Source organism: Paenibacillus taihuensis (assembly GCF_003386535.1).
Lineage (GTDB): Bacteria > Bacillota > Bacilli > Paenibacillales > Paenibacillaceae > Paenibacillus_Z > Paenibacillus_Z taihuensis.
In genome coordinates this window covers 136709-156463 of the sequence record NZ_QTTN01000002.1, presented here as the reverse complement: position 1 = coordinate 156463, position 19755 = coordinate 136709, and the positions used below count along the sequence as shown (strand labels likewise).

18 protein-coding genes are annotated in these 19755 nt (G+C 54.1%); 15 read left to right on the top strand and 3 right to left on the bottom strand.

Going from position 1 to position 19755, the window contains the following annotated elements:
* The first annotated feature begins 10 nt into the window (after nucleotides 1–10).
* From A8990_RS02895 to A8990_RS02885, 3 genes are all read left to right on the top strand, one after another.
* A complete protein-coding gene (locus A8990_RS02895; RefSeq protein ID WP_116187516.1) occupies nucleotides 11–1234 on the top strand; it encodes an exonuclease SbcCD subunit D in 1224 nt (407 codons plus the stop codon).
* Nucleotides 1231–4917, top strand: coding sequence for an AAA family ATPase (locus A8990_RS02890; protein WP_116187515.1), 3687 nt, complete (start codon nucleotides 1231–1233; stop codon nucleotides 4915–4917). The genes A8990_RS02895 and A8990_RS02890 overlap by 4 nt, the downstream gene beginning before the upstream one ends.
* 118 nt (nucleotides 4918–5035) lie before the next feature.
* The gene (locus tag A8990_RS02885; protein ID WP_116187514.1) at nucleotides 5036–5647 is read left to right on the top strand and encodes a hypothetical protein; all 612 of its coding nucleotides are present in this window, start codon (nucleotides 5036–5038) and stop codon (nucleotides 5645–5647) included.
* 76 nt (nucleotides 5648–5723) lie between these two features.
* Here the strand turns inward: A8990_RS02885 and A8990_RS02880 are convergent, their stop codons facing one another.
* The gene (locus tag A8990_RS02880; RefSeq protein ID WP_116187513.1) at nucleotides 5724–6011 is read right to left on the bottom strand and encodes a hypothetical protein; all 288 of its coding nucleotides are present in this window, start codon (nucleotides 6009–6011) and stop codon (nucleotides 5724–5726) included.
* A gap of 111 nt (nucleotides 6012–6122) precedes the next feature.
* On the bottom strand, nucleotides 6123–7439 hold the full coding sequence (locus tag A8990_RS02875; RefSeq protein ID WP_116187512.1) for an FAD-dependent oxidoreductase: 1317 nt from the start codon (nucleotides 7437–7439) through the stop codon (nucleotides 6123–6125).
* A gap of 221 nt (nucleotides 7440–7660) precedes the next feature.
* Between A8990_RS02875 and A8990_RS31935 the strand changes: the two genes are divergently transcribed.
* From A8990_RS31935 to A8990_RS02830, 9 genes are all read left to right on the top strand, one after another.
* On the top strand, nucleotides 7661–8122 hold the full coding sequence (locus tag A8990_RS31935; protein ID WP_245995820.1) for a hypothetical protein: 462 nt from the start codon (nucleotides 7661–7663) through the stop codon (nucleotides 8120–8122).
* A 147-nt stretch (nucleotides 8123–8269) separates the two neighbouring features.
* Nucleotides 8270–10714, top strand: coding sequence for an EAL domain-containing protein (locus tag A8990_RS02865; protein ID WP_116187511.1), 2445 nt, complete (start codon nucleotides 8270–8272; stop codon nucleotides 10712–10714).
* 100 nt (nucleotides 10715–10814) lie between these two features.
* Entirely contained in the window at nucleotides 10815–11153 is a 339-nt protein-coding gene (locus A8990_RS02860; protein WP_116187510.1) for a histidine triad nucleotide-binding protein, read from the top strand.
* A gap of 174 nt (nucleotides 11154–11327) precedes the next feature.
* A complete protein-coding gene (gene rpsU / locus A8990_RS02855) occupies nucleotides 11328–11501 on the top strand; it encodes a 30S ribosomal protein S21 (RefSeq protein ID WP_090573672.1) in 174 nt (57 codons plus the stop codon).
* A gap of 15 nt (nucleotides 11502–11516) precedes the next feature.
* Nucleotides 11517–11960 carry a GatB/YqeY domain-containing protein gene (locus A8990_RS02850; protein WP_116187509.1) on the top strand — a complete coding sequence of 148 codons (444 nt, stop codon included), beginning with the start codon at nucleotides 11517–11519 and terminating at the stop codon, nucleotides 11958–11960.
* 123 nt (nucleotides 11961–12083) lie between these two features.
* Nucleotides 12084–13430 (top strand): MATE family efflux transporter, encoded by a 1347-nt coding sequence (locus A8990_RS02845; RefSeq protein WP_116187508.1) that lies wholly within the window; start codon nucleotides 12084–12086, stop codon nucleotides 13428–13430.
* Between the two features lie 80 nt (nucleotides 13431–13510).
* A complete protein-coding gene (locus A8990_RS02840) occupies nucleotides 13511–14887 on the top strand; it encodes an NfeD family protein (protein ID WP_116187507.1) in 1377 nt (458 codons plus the stop codon).
* A gap of 30 nt (nucleotides 14888–14917) precedes the next feature.
* Nucleotides 14918–15898: a flotillin-like protein FloA gene (gene floA, locus A8990_RS02835; RefSeq protein WP_116187622.1), complete on the top strand. Its 981-nt coding sequence runs from the start codon at nucleotides 14918–14920 to the stop codon at nucleotides 15896–15898.
* Nucleotides 15899–15931: 33 nt separating this feature from the next.
* A complete protein-coding gene (locus A8990_RS02830) occupies nucleotides 15932–16477 on the top strand; it encodes a hypothetical protein (RefSeq protein ID WP_116187506.1) in 546 nt (181 codons plus the stop codon).
* Nucleotides 16478–16540: 63 nt separating this feature from the next.
* Here the strand turns inward: A8990_RS02830 and A8990_RS02825 are convergent, their stop codons facing one another.
* Nucleotides 16541–16843, bottom strand: a complete 303-nt coding sequence (locus A8990_RS02825) for a DUF5658 family protein (RefSeq protein WP_116187505.1) — start codon at nucleotides 16841–16843, stop codon at nucleotides 16541–16543.
* Nucleotides 16844–16994: 151 nt separating this feature from the next.
* Between A8990_RS02825 and yqfC the strand changes: the two genes are divergently transcribed.
* The 3 genes from yqfC to A8990_RS02810 all read left to right on the top strand — a co-directional run bounded on the left by yqfC (nucleotide 16995) and on the right by A8990_RS02810 (nucleotide 19553).
* Nucleotides 16995–17273, top strand: a complete 279-nt coding sequence (yqfC, locus tag A8990_RS02820) for a sporulation protein YqfC (RefSeq protein ID WP_116187504.1) — start codon at nucleotides 16995–16997, stop codon at nucleotides 17271–17273.
* A gap of 105 nt (nucleotides 17274–17378) precedes the next feature.
* Complete coding sequence (gene yqfD / locus A8990_RS02815) at nucleotides 17379–18572, top strand: sporulation protein YqfD (protein WP_116187503.1); 1194 nt, start codon at nucleotides 17379–17381, stop codon at nucleotides 18570–18572.
* Between the two features lie 6 nt (nucleotides 18573–18578).
* Nucleotides 18579–19553 (top strand): PhoH family protein, encoded by a 975-nt coding sequence (locus A8990_RS02810; RefSeq protein WP_116187502.1) that lies wholly within the window; start codon nucleotides 18579–18581, stop codon nucleotides 19551–19553.
* Nucleotides 19554–19755: the final 202 nt, after the last annotated feature.

Genomic DNA, 19755 nt, shown 5'->3' with positions numbered 1-19755 from the left:
GAAACTGGCGATGCGCATACTGCATACGGCAGACTGGCATTTTGGACGTTCTCTTGAGGGACGCAGCCGGTTGGAGGAGCAAGCGGCTTTTGTCGATGAGCTTGTTCAGATTGTTCAAGATGAACAGATCGATCTCGTCATGCTCGCAGGGGATGTCTATGACTCTGTCAATCCGCCTGCAGCGGCAGAGCAGTTGTTTTATGAGGCGGTAGCCCGGTTGGCTGATGGCGGACGAAGAACGATCGCGGTCATTGCGGGCAATCACGATCATCCGGAGCGGGTGTCGGCTTCGGCTCCGCTTGCGGCGCGCAGCGGGATTCAGCTCGTCGGCATGCCGACTGCTGAGCCGATGGTGATCGACGTGGCGAGAACAGGCGAGCGGGCGATCATCGCAGCGCTGCCGTACCCGTCGGAGTCGCGCCTACGGGAGTTGCTGAGCGAAGCGACAGATGAAGGCGTGCTTCGTTCCGCGTATTCGGAGCGGGTAGGACGGCTGATGGATCAGCTCGGCGCTGCGTTCCGGCCGGATACGGTGAACTTGGCGATGAGCCATATCTATGTGCTTGGAGGCTTGGAGACAGATTCCGAGCGGCCAATCCAAATCGGCGGCGCGTATACGGTTGATCCGTCCGCGCTCCGAATCGGCGCGCAGTATGTGGCACTCGGGCATTTGCACCGGCCGCAGCGTGTTGCCGGAGACGAGACGATGCGTTACAGCGGATCGCCGCTTGCGTACAGCTTCTCGGAAGCGGGACAAGCGAAGTCGGTGACGGTGTTCGATGCGGAGCCAGGCAAGCTTATCGTGCCTCAGGAGATCCTGCTTAGCTCCGGCAGACCGCTTGTGAAGTGGACGGCAAAAGGCGGCCTTAGCGAGGTGTACTCGTGGATAGAGGAAGGACGTGATTCGCGCGCATGGATTGACCTCGATGTAAGGATGACCGAGGCGATGACTCTGCAGCATGTACAACAGCTGCGCAAGCTTCAAGATGGTCTCGTTCATATTCGTCCGGTCTACCCGGAGCAGGCGGAGTCGCTGGAGGCGGACCACCGTACACGCGAGCAGCTTCCGGCCGAAGAGCTGTTCCGCCGCTTCTTCTCCCGTCAAACGGGCGGAGCGGAGCCGGATGCGGAGACCGTGCAGCTGTTCCTGGAGCTTATCGTGGAAGATGAAGAATCGCTGCCCCCTTCTTCGGAAGAAGTGCTAGAGCAGCAGGCTGGAGGGGAGAGCGCATGAAGCCGATATTGTTGAAATTAAGCGGCTTGCAGAGTTATCGGGAGTCGCAGGAGGTTGACTTCGAGCGGCTGACCGAAGCTGGCGTTTTCGGGATTTTCGGACCGACGGGCAGCGGCAAATCGAGTATTCTCGATGCCGTCACGCTTGCGCTCTACGGCAAGGTCGAGCGTGCCGCGAACGGAACGCAAGGGATTATGAACCAGGCGGAGAAGACGCTCGCCGTTGCTTTTACGTTCGAGCTGGCAGGCGCGGGGGAGAAGAAGCGCTACCGCGTCGAACGGCAGTTCAAGCGGAGCGGCGACGTGACCGTCAGCAATACGGTCAGCCGGTTCGTGGAGATGACGGACGCAGGCGACATCGTCATCGCGGACAAGCTTGCGGATGTGACGCGCTGCGTCGAGGCGCATATTGGGCTGGGTATGCAGGATTTCACTCGCGCCGTTGTGCTTCCGCAAGGGAAGTTCGCGGAGTTTCTGTCGCTGACGGGCAAGGATCGCCGTTCGATGCTCCAGCGGTTATTCCGGCTGGAACGGTTCGGCGATGGTTTGGCGCTGAAGCTGAACCAGCGCATGAAAGCGGCGGAAGCCGCGCTGAATGAGGCGGCGGCCGAGCAGCATGGCCTCGGCGACGCCTCGGCCGAAGCGGTGGCAGCCGCGGAGGCGCGTTACCGCGAAGCGGCTGCTGCGGCGGCGGCGGCGCGCGCCGCGCTCGCGGATGCGGAGCGGCTGCACGCGGAGCAGCTGCATGTGCGCGAGCGCTTGACCGCGCTGCGCAGCAAGGAGGCGAGGCAAGCGGAGCTGCTCGCCGAGGCGCCGCGCATTGCGGCGCTCGAGCGCGAGCTTGCGCGCCTTGCGGCGGCGGAGCGCATTGCGCCCGCGCTCGCCGCCGCAGGCAATGCCGCCGCGGCGCTGCGCGCTGCCGCGGCGCGCCGCGAAGCAGCCGGGCTGGCGCACGCTGCCCGGCTGGAAGCGGCCACGGCCGCAGCCGCCGCGTGGACGGCGTCGGCCGCCGAGGCCGCCTCTGGCGAGCCACGCTTGGCGCTGCGGCTCGGCCAGCTCGCGGAAGCGCAGCGGCTCGAGGGCGAAGCCGCTGCGCTTGCGAAGAGCGCGGCCGAAGGCGAGCTGCGCGCTCGCAATGCGGCACAGCGGCAAGCGAGCTTTGGCGCGGAGGCGGCCAAAGCGCAAGAGCTGCTCAGCCGCGCCGCGGAGAAGCAGGCGCAGCTGAAGCAAGAGTTGAAGTCGGTCGAGCTCACAGCGACCGACCGCGAGAAGCGCGGTGCGCTCGGCAAGCAGCTGCAGCAGCACCAGCATTTGCTCGCGGCAGCGACGGCAGCGCAGCGCGAGAGCGAGGCGGCTGCGATGCAGCTGGAGCGATCGAAGCTGCAGCTGGAAGCGACGCGCTCGGAGAAGGAGCAAGCTGAAGCTGGCGTGCAAGGGCAGCTGGAACAGCTTGCACCGGTGTGCGCCGAGCTGTCGGAGATCGGCAGCCATCTGTCCGCGATGGGCAGGGGCTTGCCGCAATGGATTGAACGTACACGCGCCGAGCAGCGTGAACAGGAGCGTCAAGCATTAGCAGCTCAGCTGGCAGCAGGTCTTGCTCCGGGCGAACCATGCCCGGTTTGCGGTTCCTGTGATCACAATGGCGCTCATGATAGAGCCTTATTTGCAGAAATTGCAATTGCGGAAGGCAGCCAAGTTTCTGCGTGGGAACAAGCTTTGAAGCACGTACAGCTGGCTCAGCTTCGCTTGGCGCCGCTGCAAACGAAGGCGGACTCCGGGCGGGTAAGACTGCTAGAAGCGCTAGGCGTAGAAACGATTGCGGACTCCAACGCAGGCTGGACATTGTTCAAGCCGGTAAGTGAAGCGGCGGCAGCGATCGCAGAAGTGATAGATCCGGCACAATCTGTTGAGCCTCATAGTGAGCCGTTGACTAGCGACTTCTATTCGGGCGAAGTAGAACAAGTCGACCTCTTCGCAGACGCGTTTGATAACGGCGAAGAAGAGAACTCGGTTCCTGAATCCAGTGTCTCAATTAAGCCTGAATCCAGTGTCTCAACTAAGCCTGAACTTAGTGTTTCAACTAAACCCGATTCCTCTATTCCAGCTGAGTCGGCTCCCGAAGTCCACTCGTCAACCGAAGCGTTCCAAGCCGCTGGGCAAGCGCTCACCGCTTTGTCGACGCGGATAGCCGAGCTTGAGTCTTGGCTGCAGGCGGCGGAGCAGGGCTTCAACGCCAGCCGCAATCGGCATGCTGAAGCTGCTCGCAAGCATGAACAGGCTGCAAGCGAGCATCGTACGCAAGCTGCGCTGGCGAGCCGGTCTCTGGAACAGCAGCGGCATGCAGATGTACAGCTGGCTGAGGAGCAGGTGAAGTGGAAGCAGCAGTTCGGCAATGAGCTGCTGCCTGAGGATGCAGAGGAACTGCTTGAGCAGCTCGCGAGCCGCGAGAATCGGTCGGAGGAACTGCGGGCGAGATTGGAGAAGAGCGTCAGCTATATCGAAGAGACGACGCTCGCGATGCAGGACAGCACGAAGCAAGCACAAGCTGCTGAACTTGAAGCTGCGACGCTATCTGCGACGCTTGCAGGCCAGCAGCAACAGCTTGGGGAGAAGCAAGCACAGGTACGCCAAGTAACGGACGGCGTGCCGGCGGCGCAGCTTATTGCTGAGGCTGAGCGTGAGCTTGCCGTGCTGCGAAGCTCATTGAAGCAGCTTACCGAGCGCCATGAAGCTGCGCAGACAGCGCTGCAAGATGCCGCGCTAACCCAGAGCAGGGAGCAGGAAGCAGAGCGTGCTGCTGTCGGCCGGCATGAGGAAGCTCGTGCGGAGTGGGAATCGCAGCTGGCAAGATCGCCTTTCGAGAACGGCGAAGAAGTGGCTGCGCTGCAGCCACGCCTTGCGGAGCAGACGAAGTTAGCGGAAGAAGCAGCTGAATTCCATGAAGGAAGCAAGCAAATTTCCGCACAGATCGAGCTGCTGCGCGACCAGCTTGCCGGACGCAGCCAAACCGATGAAGAGTGGGAAGAGGCGGTCCAGAAGCTTGCGAACTGTCGCGAAGAGAACGAGCTGCAGCTAGCCCTATCGGCGAAGGCTGAACGCGACCAGGAAGAGCTGAAGCAGAAGCAGGAGCGCTGGAACGCGCTCGAAGCGAAGCGGACCGATATGGAGCAGCTCACCCGCAGGTTGAAGTCGCTGCAAACGGTATTCCGCGGCAATGCGTTCGTAGAATACGTAGCCGAGGAGCAGCTTGTGCAAGTATGCAGAGCCGCATCCGAGCGGCTTGGCTTCTTGACGAAGCGCCGTTATGCGCTGGAGGTCGACTCCGGCGGCGGATTCGTTATCCGCGACGATGCAGGCGGCGGCATCCGCAGGCCGGTATCGACGCTGTCCGGCGGCGAGACCTTCCTCGCTTCGCTCGCGCTAGCGCTTGCGCTCTCTGGTCAGATTCAACTGCGCGGCAAATATCCGCTGCAGTTCTTCTTCCTCGATGAAGGCTTCGGTACGCTTGATCCGGAGCTGCTCGATACCGTGATTACGGCACTTGAGCGTCTCCATAACGAGACGCTTGCGGTTGGCGTCATCAGCCACGTGCCGGAGCTGCGTGCGAGATTGCCTAGACGACTCATCGTAACGCCATCAGAGCCTGCAGGACGAGGCAGCACAGTCGAGCTGGAAACGATGTGACGGTTCTGTTAACAATGTGCTTTTGCCTCCAGGCAGCCTTGCAAACCGTTGTCGAACAAGCTAACGTTAGTAGGGAGATTACCGTAATTTCACAGTGAAACGCTTGGAGGAACTATACGTGCAAGAGGAAAAGAAGAAACGTCCCATATTTACGCCGATTGTCCTGCTTCTGCTCACGATGAGCTTAATGGGCAACGTCGCTTTGTATACGCAGAAGATTCAGAACGATCATGACAAGCGTGTCGCACGCGGCAATACGATCATTCAATCTGGCAACGAGACGAAGAAGTTTTTCCAGGAAGTCGCTGCTACGGCTCAGCACATGTTGGATAAACAGGATATTGCGTCGCGCCTGGAGGACAAGAGCAAGCTGCTCGCTGCCTTCCAAGAAAAGCCGCAAGTGATTCAGTTCATCAAAGAAGCGGAAACTTCTAACGGCAAGCCTTTCGAGGGAGTGAAGACGAACGCGGAGGATTTCTTTAAATTTAACGAGAATTCGCTTTTAACGCTGTTCAATCACGATGGTCCGCTTGAGGCAAATGAGATGCACTTCTTGCAAGCGCTCGTGAAGACGTACCGAGCATGCAGCGAAACCATGCAGCCGTTCGATCATGACACATGGTCGGCTACGAGTGCATTAACCATTCTGGTTGATCAAGAGTGGGTTGCAATGGGCAAGAAGCTTGCGCAGAGTCTGAGCGATTCACCTGTTCTTACGATCAGCAAATAAGAGGCTGTTCCCTCATCGAAGTCGCAAGACGGACGGAGGGGACAACCTCTTTTTTTGTGCCTTGTACTTATTGCGCTTATTCCATTCCAATCTTTATCGCGACTTCTGCCATCTCTTTAAGCTTGACTACCGTGAGTCCTTGAATCTCAAAGTCTCTGGCTCTCTCTTCGAAATACGCCCAATCGTCATTTTCTTTAATGAGCTCTATTTCATTAATTAATTCGGAGAACTCATCAGAGCCTTCAATCTCGATGTACAGCTTTGCTAAATTCTCGAAGCCGGCTTGATTTAAGGTTTGATGTGTACTTGAAAAGCAAGCGATGTAGTGTTCAAAATAATTCTCCGGGTATTTTTCTTCTTCCATTCGCAAGAGCTCCTTGCATTCCATGTATCAAGCCAAGTATGCGCAACCTTTGCTATATTCATCCAAATGAATAAGCCCTTCCCAGGCACTAGGAAGGGCTTACTCTTGAAACTAATGAACTGTATTTTTCAAATCCGCGAGCACCAGCGCAGCCGCTTTGCGGCCGCTCGAGAATGCGCGCTCTGCCAGCTCGCCTTTGCCTTCGCAGCCGTCGCCGCAGAAGAAGAATGGCATGCTCTCGATCCGGTTCGGCAGCAGACGGTTGCCAGCAACGTTCTTGACGCTCTGCACCATCGCTTTCTTCGATACGCGCTTAACCGCGACTGCATCGCGCCATCCTGGATAATGGCGGTCGAACAGCGATTCCATTTGCTCCGTTTTTTCATCCAAATACGCTTTGCGGTCGGTGACTCCGCCGCTGCTCTCATCGCTCAGGTAGGCAATGCCTTGGAGCAGTTGACCGCCCTCAGGAACAAGCGTGTGGTCGGTCGCTGAGACGTCGGAGATGAACAGCTTATGGTTCATATCGCTGATATAGCTGAACGGCCGAGCAACGACATGGCTAAGTCCGATATCGTAAACCATCACTTCCGTTGCCGTATTGTGCTCATATGGCGCAAGGAACGGCTCCCAAGGCGTGCCGCGGAGCAGCTTCATCACTTGCTGAACCGGCATTGCGAACACGACGCGATCGAATTCTTCTTCGCGTGCTTTCGTCTTCAGCCAGTACTTGCCTTGCTCGTAGCGGATGCCGTCAATGCCTTCTTGCAGGGCGATGGACCAGCGACCGGACTGCTCGATTTTTTCTTTTAGCTGATTCGTAATGACAGCCCAGCTGCCCAGCACATAGTTAACCGGACGCTGGGAGAGGAACAGGTTATGGTAATAGTCGCTAATGACAGAGCCTGGCACTCGCCGTGCGTCTTCAGGCGTAATGAAGAAATTGCTGCATACGAGATGCTCCCACAGCTCTTTCACGTCCTCGGCAGCGCCGGATTCGGCCAAGTAATCGCCTAGTGTATCGTAATGTTTGATTTGATGAATGTTTGCAATGATTGCGGTAATTTCGCCGACAAACCGAACCTTCTGCATCATGGTCAGAATACCGGTTTTGACGAGGTTAACGAAATCCAGCGGCGCTGGCGTCAGCTGCTCGCCTTTCTCGTACATGACCTTGCGTTTATCTACTTGCTTGCTGCTGAACGTAAGCTTCAGCTCGCGTTCCATATCTGATAGCGTGTGTCTGTCCAAGCCGTAGATGGCATGCGCGCCGTAATTGAGCGTGAAGCCGGCCTTCTCATACGTAAAAGCTCGTCCGCCAAGCTGCGGACTCCGTTCGAATAGAACACCCCGGATGCCGGGCTGCTCTGACAGGTAAGCAGCTGCGGTCAAGCCCGCCAGTCCGCCACCGATAATGGCTACTTTCATTTTCGAACTCTCCTCCTCATGTCTACCACCCCAATTATACGCATGACCAAAATGTCAATCCATCTCATTAATGGCTGATAGTCTGATCAAATCGGCATCGATTGGGGAGCAGCAAGCACGGAGGGGAGGGGCATGGTTAAACGCCTATTTTACAGCGGAGTAGGCGCCATTTGCCTACGGGCGAATATCATGGTAACAGAATGAAGGAGGTCATGAACAGCATGGAGAAGAAGGTTACCACATCCCCGGTAGGGAAGGTGCCTAATCAGCCGATAATGTCCAAATCCAAAGGGTCCAAAGGATCGAAAGGCGAGACAAAGCACGTAACAAAACAAGATAACAAACCGATGGTTATGGAATCGCATGAGAAGCATGAGAAGCATGAGAAGCATGCCCATCACCATCATCACGATATGAAGAAAAAATGCCATGAGCATATGCACCGCTACGTACTTGTGCAAACACATGACGGCTGGTGCTGCGACGGTATTGTTGAACATATCGACGATGAATACGTATGTCTGGCCGTGCCATGCGGAGGCGATATTGAACAGCGCGCGTTCTTCCCGCAGCCGCCGTTCTTCCCAATCTATCCATACCCGTTCTTCCCGCGCAGACGTTTCGTGCGGCAAGTGTTCCCGCTCTCAACGCTGCTCACTTTATCGCTGCTGCCTTTCTATTAATCCGAAAGCCGACCTCGCGTCGGCTTTTTTTTGCTTGAGAATGTAACAGGTCTTTTGGCATGGGTTGGCATTATTTTTGCTGAAAATTGTCAGTAAATCGTTTAAGATGAAAGTGCGGTTTATCACATCTATGAAAGAGGGAAACCTTTGCATCATCACGTTTATGGTACATATAACATGGTGTTGGTCTTATTTTCTTATTTGGTCGCTACGGTTGCATCGTACACGGTTCTGGATCTGATTGGCAGAATCAGCACATCAAGAGGGATGCAGCGCTGGGGTTGGGTTGCATTTGGCGCGGTCGGAATGGGGCTTGGCGTATGGTCTATGCACTTCGTCGGCATGCTTGCTTTCTCCCTCAGCACATCTGTTGCTTATGATTTGAACATGGTTATCCTCTCTGTGCTTGTCGTGATCGCAGCTGCATTTGTTGCGCTCATCATCGTGGGGCAGAGCAAGCTGTCATTTCCGCGTCTACTCGCTGGCGGGATGCTGCTTGCAACGGGGATTTCGGTTATGCATTACACAGGGATGGCTGCGATGCAGATCGATATTACTTACAAGCCATTCTACTTCGCGCTGTCGATTGTGATTGCGATCATAGCTTCGAATGCAGCGTTGTGGCTGGCATTCTATCTGAACGAAGGCAAGCTTAATAAGATATTGGTCAAGCTCGCTAGCAGTCTCATTATGGGCGCCGCCGTGGTAGGGATGCATTATACAGGCATGCATGCGGCTCAGTTTCAGCTTCGTGCACAGTCGGATATGATGACAGGCATTATGCTGGACCAGACGTTTCTGCCTTATCTGATCGTCATTGCGACATTGTTCACGCTCGGTTTGTCGATATTCGGCATTTATATTTCCAATCGTTTCTCCAAGAAAGATTCCGAATTTCTGCAAAATGAACGCTGGTACAAGTCGTTGTTCGAGAACAACCAGGACGGCATCATATCGGTTGATAGAGATCTTCGAATCATCGACCATAACGCGGCGATTACGAACCTTACAGGCTTGCCAGGAAGCTGGTTTCGGGGCAATTCAATAAGCGGCTTGCTGCCTTTCATTGCAGAGGACGCTTTGGAAGGAACCCAAGGAATGGTACGCAAATCGCTGGACGGTGAGATGCAGAACTACTCGTCAGCCATCATCAATCAATCTGGTCATCGTATTGATCTGAACGTCATCAATGTGCCGGTCAGCGTGAATGGCCAAATCGTCGGCAGCTATGTAATTGCCAAGGATGTAACGGAAGAGAAGGCAGCGAAGGAAAAGATTCAACATTTGGCGTTTCATGACGAATTGACAGGCCTTCCTAATCGCCGGTGGTTCAATCGGGAGCTGGAGCAGATGATTGAGCGCGCATCCGGCAGGTTTACGGTTATGGTTATGGACATGGACCGCTTCAAGCTGATCAATGACTCGCTTGGCCATACTTACGGAGACTTGTTCTTGCAGGAAGTAAGCAGACGGATTGAAGATTGCCTTAGCGGCTATGAGATGACACTCTCCCGTATGGGCGGTGATGAATTCACGCTGCTCTGCGATGGCCGCTATGAGAAAGAAGAGATTACAGGGGTTACGGAGCGGATTATTGAAACCGTCGCCGTGCCGTATCGTCTGAAAGAGAACGACTTCTACGTAACGGTGAGCATCGGCATCTCGGCTTATCCGGAGGACGGGGAAGATCCCGTTCAATTGTTGAAAAATGCTGACACCGCGATGTACGAGGTGAAGAAGAACGGCAAGAACGGCTATCAGTTCTATACGCGAGAATTACATGCCCAATTGCAGGAGAAGATCGAGCTGGAGGGCGATCTGAGGCAGGCGCTTGCGCACGGCCAGCTGTTCCTCGATTATCAGCCGCAAGCGGATGCGGAGACCAATCAGATTATCGGTGTCGAGGCGCTTGTCCGCTGGCTGCATCCGAAGAAAGGCGTACTGTCGCCAGGTGTATTCATCCCGATTGCGGAAGAGACAGGAATGATTTACGAGCTAGGCACTTGGGTGCTGCGTGAAGCCTGCCGGCAGATGAAGGAATGGCATGACGGAGGCGGACCGCTCATTACGGTGTCGGTCAATTTGTCCTCGCAGCAATTCCATCAAGCGAATCTGACGAAGTATATCAAGGATATTCTGGAGGAAACAGGGCTGGAATCCCGATATCTGGAGCTCGAGATTACAGAAAGCATGATGATGGATCCTAATGTGTCCAGCGGCATCTTGAATGAATTGTCGGAATCGGGCATTCGGATCAGCTTGGATGACTTCGGCACAGGCTACAGCTCGCTCAGCTATCTCAAGCTGCTGCCGATTCATAAGCTGAAGATCGACCGCTCCTTTATTCGCGACATTACGGAGAACGTGAATGACAAGGCGATCGTGGCGACGATTATTTCCATGGCGAAGCATTTGAACATGGATGTCATCGCCGAAGGGATTGAGACGAAGGAACAGCTCGATATCTTGGTGGACAACCATTGCAGCGAAATTCAAGGCTATTATTACAGCAAACCGCTGTCCGCGACCGATATGGAAGCGATGTTCCTCAGCGGTAAGGTGCTCGTGCCGCTGAAAAGTGAACAGGTGTAGCATATTTTGCTCGAATGCTCGGTTGGACTTGTCCGCTTTTTTTCGATATGATGAGGAGTAGATGTTTTTCGTTTCAGTAAGGCGAAAGGAGGAGAAGGTAATGGATTGTATTTTTTGCAAAATCATCGAAGGCAGCATTCCATCCAAAAAAGTGTTTGAGAATGAGCACGTGCTTGCTTTCCACGACATTCAACCTGCAGCGCCAGTACATATTCTTCTCATTCCGAAGAAACATATCGCAACGATGAATGACGTGACGGATGAGGACGATGCGCTGATGGCTGAGCTGCTTCGTGCAGCGCGCCACGTAGCCAATGAGCTTGGCGTTGCGGAATCCGGCTATCGCCTCGTGAACAACTGCAACTCAGACGGTGGACAAGTTGTTTACCACTTGCATATTCACCTGCTCGGCGGGGAGAAATTAAAAGGACTCGGCTAAGGTTTTGATGGCTCTGAACCCTTGCTGGGAACCTTTGGTCAAGCTGATTTGGCGCATGTATAAAAATAGCATGTCCTAATAAGTTGACACTGCCTTTCTTAATAACATATAATTAAATTTGATGAACCGTGTTAACTTTTACTGGACGGTCTGATTCGGAGGGAGGGAAAACTGGTGTCTGAAACAAAAGTTCGCAAAAACGAGACGATCGATGCTGCACTCCGCCGCTTCAAACGTACCATCGCAAAGGATGGCGTATTGGCCGAGGTGAAGAAACGCAAGCATTATGAAAAGCCTAGCGTGAAGCGTAAGTTGAAGTCCGAGGCTGCGCGTAAGAGAAAGTTTTAGGAGGATCCTTCCACAATGAACCTTAGCGAACGATTGAACGACGATATGAAGCAAGCGATGAAGAGCCAAGAGAAGTTCAAGCTCCAGACAATCCGGATGATTCGTTCATCCATCAAGAATCAGGAGATTGATCTGAAACGACCGCTTGAAGACGCTGAAGTGCTTGATATCTTAAGTCGGGAGATCAAACAACGTAAAGATTCCCTCCAAGAATTTCAGAAAGCCGGCCGCGATGATCTTGCGAAAGACGTCGCAGCAGAAATTGAAATTATTAGTGTATACCTGCCTCAGCAGCTGACCGAAGAAGAGATCAAGTTGATTGTTCAGCAGACCATCCAGGAAACCGGTGCTTCTTCCAAAGCCGACATGGGGAAAGTCATGAGTGCACTTTTGCCTAAAACAAAAGGGCGGGCTGACGGTAAACTAGTAAACACATTTGTGCAGCAATTTCTGCAATAACATAGGCTGACAGCCAAACACTCCCTGCTTGCGGGGGGTGTTTTTTCGTTTTGTCGTATTGACGAGGTGCGCATATTAGCCCACAATTAATGCTAACCTAATGAAACGAGGCTTTATGCACAAATGCTACGTAACTGGAAAGAAATCTTAGTACTTGCCATCCCGTCGCTCGTTTCCTTTGCCAGCCAGACGGTGACAGGTACGATCAATCTCATTGTTCTCGGTCAGCTTGGTGCACTTATTATTGCAATTGTAGGCGTTTCCAACATCATCATGTACAACGCATTCGCTCTCTTCTCTGGCATCGGGCATACGGTTAATTACCTTGTCGCGCAAAATCACGGTGCAGGCGATATGCGCAAAGGCATACAGCGTACGTACATTTCCTTGTACATGTGCGTCGTGTTTGCCGTCTTGATTGCAGTTGTCGGCTGGTTCGGCGCTGGCGATATTTTAAGATGGACCGGAGGCTCGAAGGAGCTTGTCGATACCGGAAGCTTCTATCTGGAGCTGCGGTTCTACGCGATGGCGTTCGGCATTATCAACTTCGCCTTCCACGGCTTCCTGCGGGGCATCGGCGCAACGAAGATGTCGATGATCGTCTCACTCATTACGAATGTGCCCATCATATTGCTCACGTACACGCTTACGTTCGGCGAATGGGGCTTCCCTGAGCTTGGATTGACCGGCGCAGGTATAGCGGTGATCTTCGGTGAAGGACTGCAGACATTGATCTGTGCATTCATTTTCTTCTTCGTGCTGCACAAGAAGTATCAGACGCGCAGCCGGATTGCGTTCTCGCTGAAGTGGCTTGAAATGAAGCTGATCTCGATTGAAAGCGGCAAGCTTGGCGTTCAAGAGTTCTCCCTCAGCTTATCGATGTATATCTTCACTGCTTTCGTTGCTCGGCTTAGCGACAAGGCGCTTGCGGCGAATGAAGTAGGGCTCAGCATTATGTCGTTCGGCTTCATGCCGGCATTCGCGTTCGGCTCGACCGCAACGATTCTGGTCGGCCAGTTCGTGGGTAAAGGAACGCCGCTGCTTGGCCGTCGCGCCGGTACGGACACAGCGATTCTCGGCTCTATTTTTCTAATTCTGCTTGGTACGGTTGAACTTATCTTCGCATCTGAAATTACTCATCTCTACACGAATGACAAAGAAGTGTATGAGCTCGCGGCTTACTTAATCAAAGTATCTGCCTACCTGCAGCTGTTTGATGGCTTACTCAATTTCTTCGCTGGAGGCTTACGCGGTATTGGGGATACGACCTTCCTGCTTCGTGTCTCGTTTTTATGCAGCTGGTTCGTCTTTGTTCCGCTCGCTTATTTGTTTATTTTCGTATTTGACTGGGGCAGCATGGGGGCATGGCTCGCGTTGTATACGTTCCTGACCATATTCGGAACGGCCGTCATGGTCCGGTTCTACCGGACGGATTGGACTGCGGTACGGCTCAAGGAAGCTGCTCACTAATAAAACGAAACGCTTCACCACCCTGGGACGTAGATGTAACATAGACGTTAGTCGTTTGTTAATCAATAAGGGGGCTATTCATGCGAATATTGAATCGAATGCGTATGTTCGTCCTGCTCTCGATGGCTGCGGCACTGCTCAGTTCGCTGTTTGCGGCCGCTCCTGCGGCTGTCTCGGCTGAGGAGGCAAGCGGAACGGTTGGCTCCACGGTTTATGTGGTGGAGGCTGAGGATACGGTTGAGCCGAGCCTGGAGCACTTCCTGGAGCGGGCGTACAAGGAAGCGGAGGATGCCAAAGCATCGCGTGTGCTGCTCGTTCTGAACACGCTCGGAGGGCGTCTGGACAGTGCGATCAACATTGGCGAGCTCATTCGCACGAGCAAAGTGCCGACGACCGCTTACGTTCAGGGCAAGGCGGTATCGGCAGGCACCTATATCGCGCTGAATGCGGAGCAGATCGTCATGCAGCCAGGCAGTACGATAGGGGCAGCCGCTGTTGTGGATGAGAGCGGCACGCTCATTACGAATCCGAAGACCGTCTCCTTCTGGACGGAGGAGATGAAATCGGCGGCGCTGCTGCATGGCCGCGATCCGAATATTGCAGCAGCAATGGTCAACACGAGTTTGACGCTGGAGCTCAAGGATCTCGGAAGAACGAAGGAGAAGGGCGATGTGCTTACGTTGTCTGCTTCGGATGCAGTGAAGGTTGGCTATGCTGAATATACGGCAGCAACCGAACAGGATGCGATCGACGGATTGAAGCTATCACAGCCGAACATCGTGAAGTTTGAATCGAGCGTCATGGAACGCATTGCACAGTTTCTGACGACGCCGGCAGTCATGACGCTGCTGCTTATTCTAGGCATTGCAGGCATAGCGATTGAGCTAATGGTGCCAGGTTTCGGCCTTCCCGGCATTGTTGGCCTCATCTCGTTCGCGATCTACTTCTTCGGCCATTACGTTGCTGGTTTCGCAGGCTTTGAAGATGTCGTTCTGTTCATCATCGGGATATTGCTGCTCGTCTCGGAGTTGTTCGTTCCGAGCTTCGGCATTCTCGGTATTCTCGGAGCGGCTTCGCTGGTGGCTGGTGTGCTCATGGCAGCACCGAATCCGAAGTCAGCCGGGTTGTCGCTGCTCATCGCACTCGTCGTGGCGGCAATTATCGTATTTGTGGTCGCCAAGCGGTTCGCGCACCGAGGCGTGTGGAACAAGTTCATTCTTAAGGACGCGCTGACGACTGCGGAAGGCTATGTATCTACGGCCAATAAGTCATCGTATCTCGGCATGAAAGGGACGACAATAACGCCACTGCGTCCGGCCGGGACTGTCCGGATCGGCGATACGCGCGTCGATGTCGTCACATCAGGCGAGTTTATCCCGACTGGCGTCGGTGTCGTTGTCATTAAGGTTGAAGGCACTCGCGTCGTCGTTGAACTGGATAATACTGCTGCTCAATAATTCAGGTGGAGGGGTTAAAAAGTTATGGAAATGGATCCAACAGTAACGATTATTATTATTGCGGTGCTAGCCGTAATCGCAGTATCAGTGTTCTTAAGCTTCTTCCCGATTATGCTATGGATTTCGGCACTTGCATCCGGCGTTCGCGTCGGCATTATTACGCTCGTTGCGATGCGATTGCGTCGCGTTGTACCTAGCCGGATCGTCAATCCGCTGATCAAGGCAACGAAGGCTGGTCTTGGGCTGACGATCAACCAGCTGGAGAGCCATTTTCTCGCGGGCGGTAACGTTGACCGCGTCGTCAATTCATTGATCGCGGCTCAGCGCGCGAACATTGATTTGGAATTTGAAAGAGCGGCAGCGATTGACCTCGCAGGCCGTGATGTATTGCAGGCGGTACAGATGAGCGTTAACCCGCGCGTCATCGAGACGCCGATCGTAGCTGCTGTAGCGAAGAACGGAATTGAAGTGAAGGTTAAAGCGCGCGTCACGGTTCGCGCGAACATCGACCGCCTCGTCGGCGGTGCGGGTGAAGAGACGATTATTGCCCGCGTCGGCGAAGGCATCGTAACGACGGTCGGTTCTTCGGAATCGCATAAGGACGTACTTGAGAATCCGGACCTGATCTCTCGTACGGTGCTCGGCAAAGGACTCGATGCAGGTACGGCGTTCGAGATTCTGTCGATCGATATTGCCGACGTTGACGTAGGCAAGAACATCGGCGCGCATCTGCAGACAGAGCAGGCGGAAGCGGATAAGCGCATCGCGCAAGCGAAGGCGGAGGAGCGCCGCGCAATGGCGGTCGCTCAGGAGCAAGAGATGAAAGCGCGCGTTGTCGAGATGCGTGCGCGAGTCGTTGAATCGGAGTCGCAAGTGCCGCTCGCAATGGCGGAGGCGCTGAAGTCCGGCAAGATCGGCGTGCTCGATTATATGAATTTCAAGAACATTGAAGCGGACACGACGATGCGCAATTCAATCGGTGGCGGCACGAGTCCGGAGAAGAATGAATAGCCTTCTACGGCGTTGTGGTGCGGAGGTGTGCGAGTGAAAGACTTCATTCAATTACTATTCTCGAACATTTATGTCGTTATCATCGTCATCGGGTTTCTGTTCACGATGATTAACAAGGCGAGAGGGAAGCAAAATCCGACGAACCGGATGCCGTCCTTCGGCGGTGAGCCGACCAAGCGGCAGCCAGCGCACCAACCAGCGGAGACACGTATGGAGCAGCCAGTGCGCCGCCCAGAGCAGCGTATGACGACGCCTGCACCGGCACCAGCGCCCGTTCCTGCGCCGATGTATACGACGCAGATGAAGCCGCGTGGAGAAATGATCCCATCGCAGTCGCTAGTAGATGAGACGGATGAGTTGCAGCGGACGTTTGAAGCTGAGCGTTCCTCTGCTCCGCGAAGCAGCAGATCAGCCATCGGGGCTGGCGCCGCACGTCAGACTGAGGCACAGTCGCCACAGCGGGCGCAGCAGGCCAGCGCCGCGTTCCGTACTCCGCAAGGTGAAGAACTGCGCCGCGCCTTCGTCATGGCGGAGGTGCTCGGTCCGCCGCGTTCGAAGCGCTCGTTAAGGCGTATGTAAGAAATAGCATACTGAAGAAAGCACCATGCTCATGAGCTCATGAGCATGGTGCTTTTTTGACGTTCAAAAGTATTTATAAGCTGTGACAATCCAAACGAAGTGCATCGCTAGAGCGAAGACATAGAGACCAGAAGTGATGTAGATCAAGCCTTTCAAAAGCTTTGAAATTTTCGGCCTGATCAGAAACAGCAGTAAGAGTGGCAAAGTTACTTTGAAGAGGAAAAAGGCTAGGATGCTTTGATGATACAGCCAGCTCATGAAGGGGTTGGCTTCTATGATCATTCCGCTGCGAATCCCGATATCCGTTAAGAAAGCATCGACTAAACTTGCTATCAGAATGAATGAGAGTAAGGTTACGCGCAGCATTTTTCTCACCTCTAAATGATACGTTTTGTTTCATTATATACAAAATGTATCTAAAACACAAAATCGTACAGCCGCTAGTGCTGCCCATGTTTCATATTTCCAGTGCCTCGCGCATATTTTGGTACAGTACGGGAAGGGGGCCTCTGCCGGCATGAGCCGTTTAAATCGCAAACTTCGTAAAATGGCTGCCGATCTGCTCGATTTGCCGCAGGATGTCGTCATGGATTTGCCCCGGCTCACAATGATCGGCGACCGCCAACTTTACATCGAGAATCATCGCGGCGTGCTGCATTTCTCGAGCGATAAGCTGCGCCTCGCGCTAAGCAAAGGCGAAATCGAGGTGACGGGCAGCGATCTCGTCATTCGTACGATATGGACGGAAGAAGTCGTCATCGAGGGCTTAATTAAAAATATTGAAGTGCGCGAGTAAATAGACATAGCCGGGAGCAGCGCTTCAGATGGAGTGGAGCCATGCTTCCGAGGCTTGCGGCTGGACGAGCAGCTGCGCGAGAACAACTGTAAGGAGGCGTAAACGATGAACGCGACGTGGATGCAATGGCTGCGCGGATTTATTACTGTCCGGGTACGCGGTGAGGCCATTGAGAGTTTAGTTAATACCGCACTAGCGAGAGGGCTGTCGTTATGGTCCATTCGCCGGACAAGCAAGGGGGAGCTGGACTGCTACTTGCTTGTGACGGATTTCTTCCGGCTTCGCCCGATCTTGAAAGAGACAGGCTGCCGCATCCATGTGACGTCGCGCCAAGGGCTGCCGTTTTGGGTACGCAGAGCTCAGAAGCGTGTCTTCTTCGCGGCAGGGCTTATTCTGTTCTTCATCGGGATGTACTTGCTCTCTTCGCTCGTATGGTCGATCGATGTGAAGGGCAACGCCCAGCTGTCGGAAGAGCAGATTTTGCAGGTGGCCAAGCAGGAGGGGCTGTACCCCTTCCAATGGTCGTTCCGTCTTGACGATGTGACAGTGCTATCGAAGAAAATGGCGCAGAAGCTTCCGGGTGCTGCGTGGGTCGGCGTTGAGAAGCATGGTACGCGAATAACGATCCAGGTCGTAGAGTCCGCGATTCCGGATAAGAAGACGCCAATGAATCCGCGCCATCTCGTTGCCTCGAGCGATGCAGTCGTGACGAAGGTGCTTGCCGAGACCGGCAGACCGGTCGTCAAACGCAATATGCGCGTGAAGCAGGGCGATGTGCTTATCTCAGGCATGCTCGGCGATGAGAACAACGCCAAGGCGGTCGTTGCGAAGGGCGTTGTGAAAGGGATTGTATGGCATGAGTATGATATTGTTGCGCCGCTGACACGGCAGTCGAAAGTATATACGGGCGAGAAGAAAACGGTATGGTATGCGATTGTAGCGGGCAGAGCGATGAAGGTCAGCGGGTTCGGAGGCAGTCCGTTTGGGATGTACGAGAGTGTGAAGCAAGAGGAGCAGGCGGCGTGGCGGACGATGAAGCTTCCTTTCGGACGAATAAAAGAGACGATCTATGAGGTCAAGATTCAGTCGCAAACGGTTAGTGTCGAAGAGGCGAAAGCAGAGGGTCTTGAGCAGGCGAAGGCGGATGTGCTGGCCAAAGTCGGACCTGATGCGCAGGTGCTTGGCGAAAACATTTTGCATGAAAAGACGGACAATGGTAAAGTTTATATGAAAGTGCTTTTCGAGGTGGATCAATCGATCGTGAAAGAGAGACCGCTAGTTCAGATGCAAGGGGATTGAGTATTTTTGCAAAATGAATTCAAAGTAGTCAAGATTCCACTTGCTAACGCGGCGGAGGGCTTGGCGCTGTTCGGCCCACAGGATAAGTATCTACGTTTAGTCCAGCAGCAAACCTCAGCAGACATTTCTTCCCGCGAAGCGGAAATTTCGATTTCGGGTGCTAGCGCCGAGGTCGACTCTATTGAACAGCTGTACACGGTGCTGCAGCAGCTCGTGCGAGGCGGATATACCCCGTCGGAGCGCGATATTATGTATGCGCTTGATCTGTCGCGGTCGCTGCAGGCAGACCAGCTGCTAGATTTGTTCAAAGCCGAAATTACGACAACGTTTCGTGGAAAACCGATTCGGGTAAAAACGATAGGTCAGCGGCATTATGTCAAGACGATCAAGCGGATGGATATCGTGTTCGGTATCGGTCCTGCCGGAACAGGTAAGACGTACCTCGCAGTTGTACTTGCCGTGGCTGCCTTGAAGGAAGGCTCCGTGAAGCGCATTGTACTGACGCGCCCTGCAGTTGAAGCTGGAGAGAACCTGGGCTTCCTGCCAGGCGATTTGCAAGAGAAGGTCGATCCGTATTTGCGCCCGCTGTACGATGCGCTGCATGACGTGCTCGGCCCGGATCAGACGACCAAAGCATTTGAACGCGGACTTATCGAAGTAGCGCCGCTCGCGTATATGCGGGGTCGGACGCTCGAAGATTCATTTATTATTTTGGACGAAGCTCAGAACACGACACCGGAGCAGATGAAAATGTTCCTGACGCGTCTCGGCTTCGGCTCGAAGATGGTTATCACAGGCGACGTCACCCAGATCGACCTGCCGCGCGGCAAGAAGTCGGGTCTGATTGAAGCGCAGCGTATTCTCGTTAATATTCCTGAGATCGGCTTCATCGTGTTCAGCGAACAGGATGTCGTCCGACACTCGTTAGTCCAGAAGATCATCACGGCGTACAATGTGGACGCTGAGAAGCATCAGGCTTAATAAACGACCGCAGGTCGCTTGTGTAAACGTTAGCCTTGTGGCCGAAGGTCACAAAAGCGTTCCCTCCCGCGAATGTTACTATTATCGACAAAAAGCGGCAGTCCTCCTCCTTTCTTCTAGGCATCAAGTGGCGAAAGAACGCCGCATGAAAGTGTGTCCGCGCCAGCGGACGTAAACGATTCTGCGTCGAAGTATGGTCGAA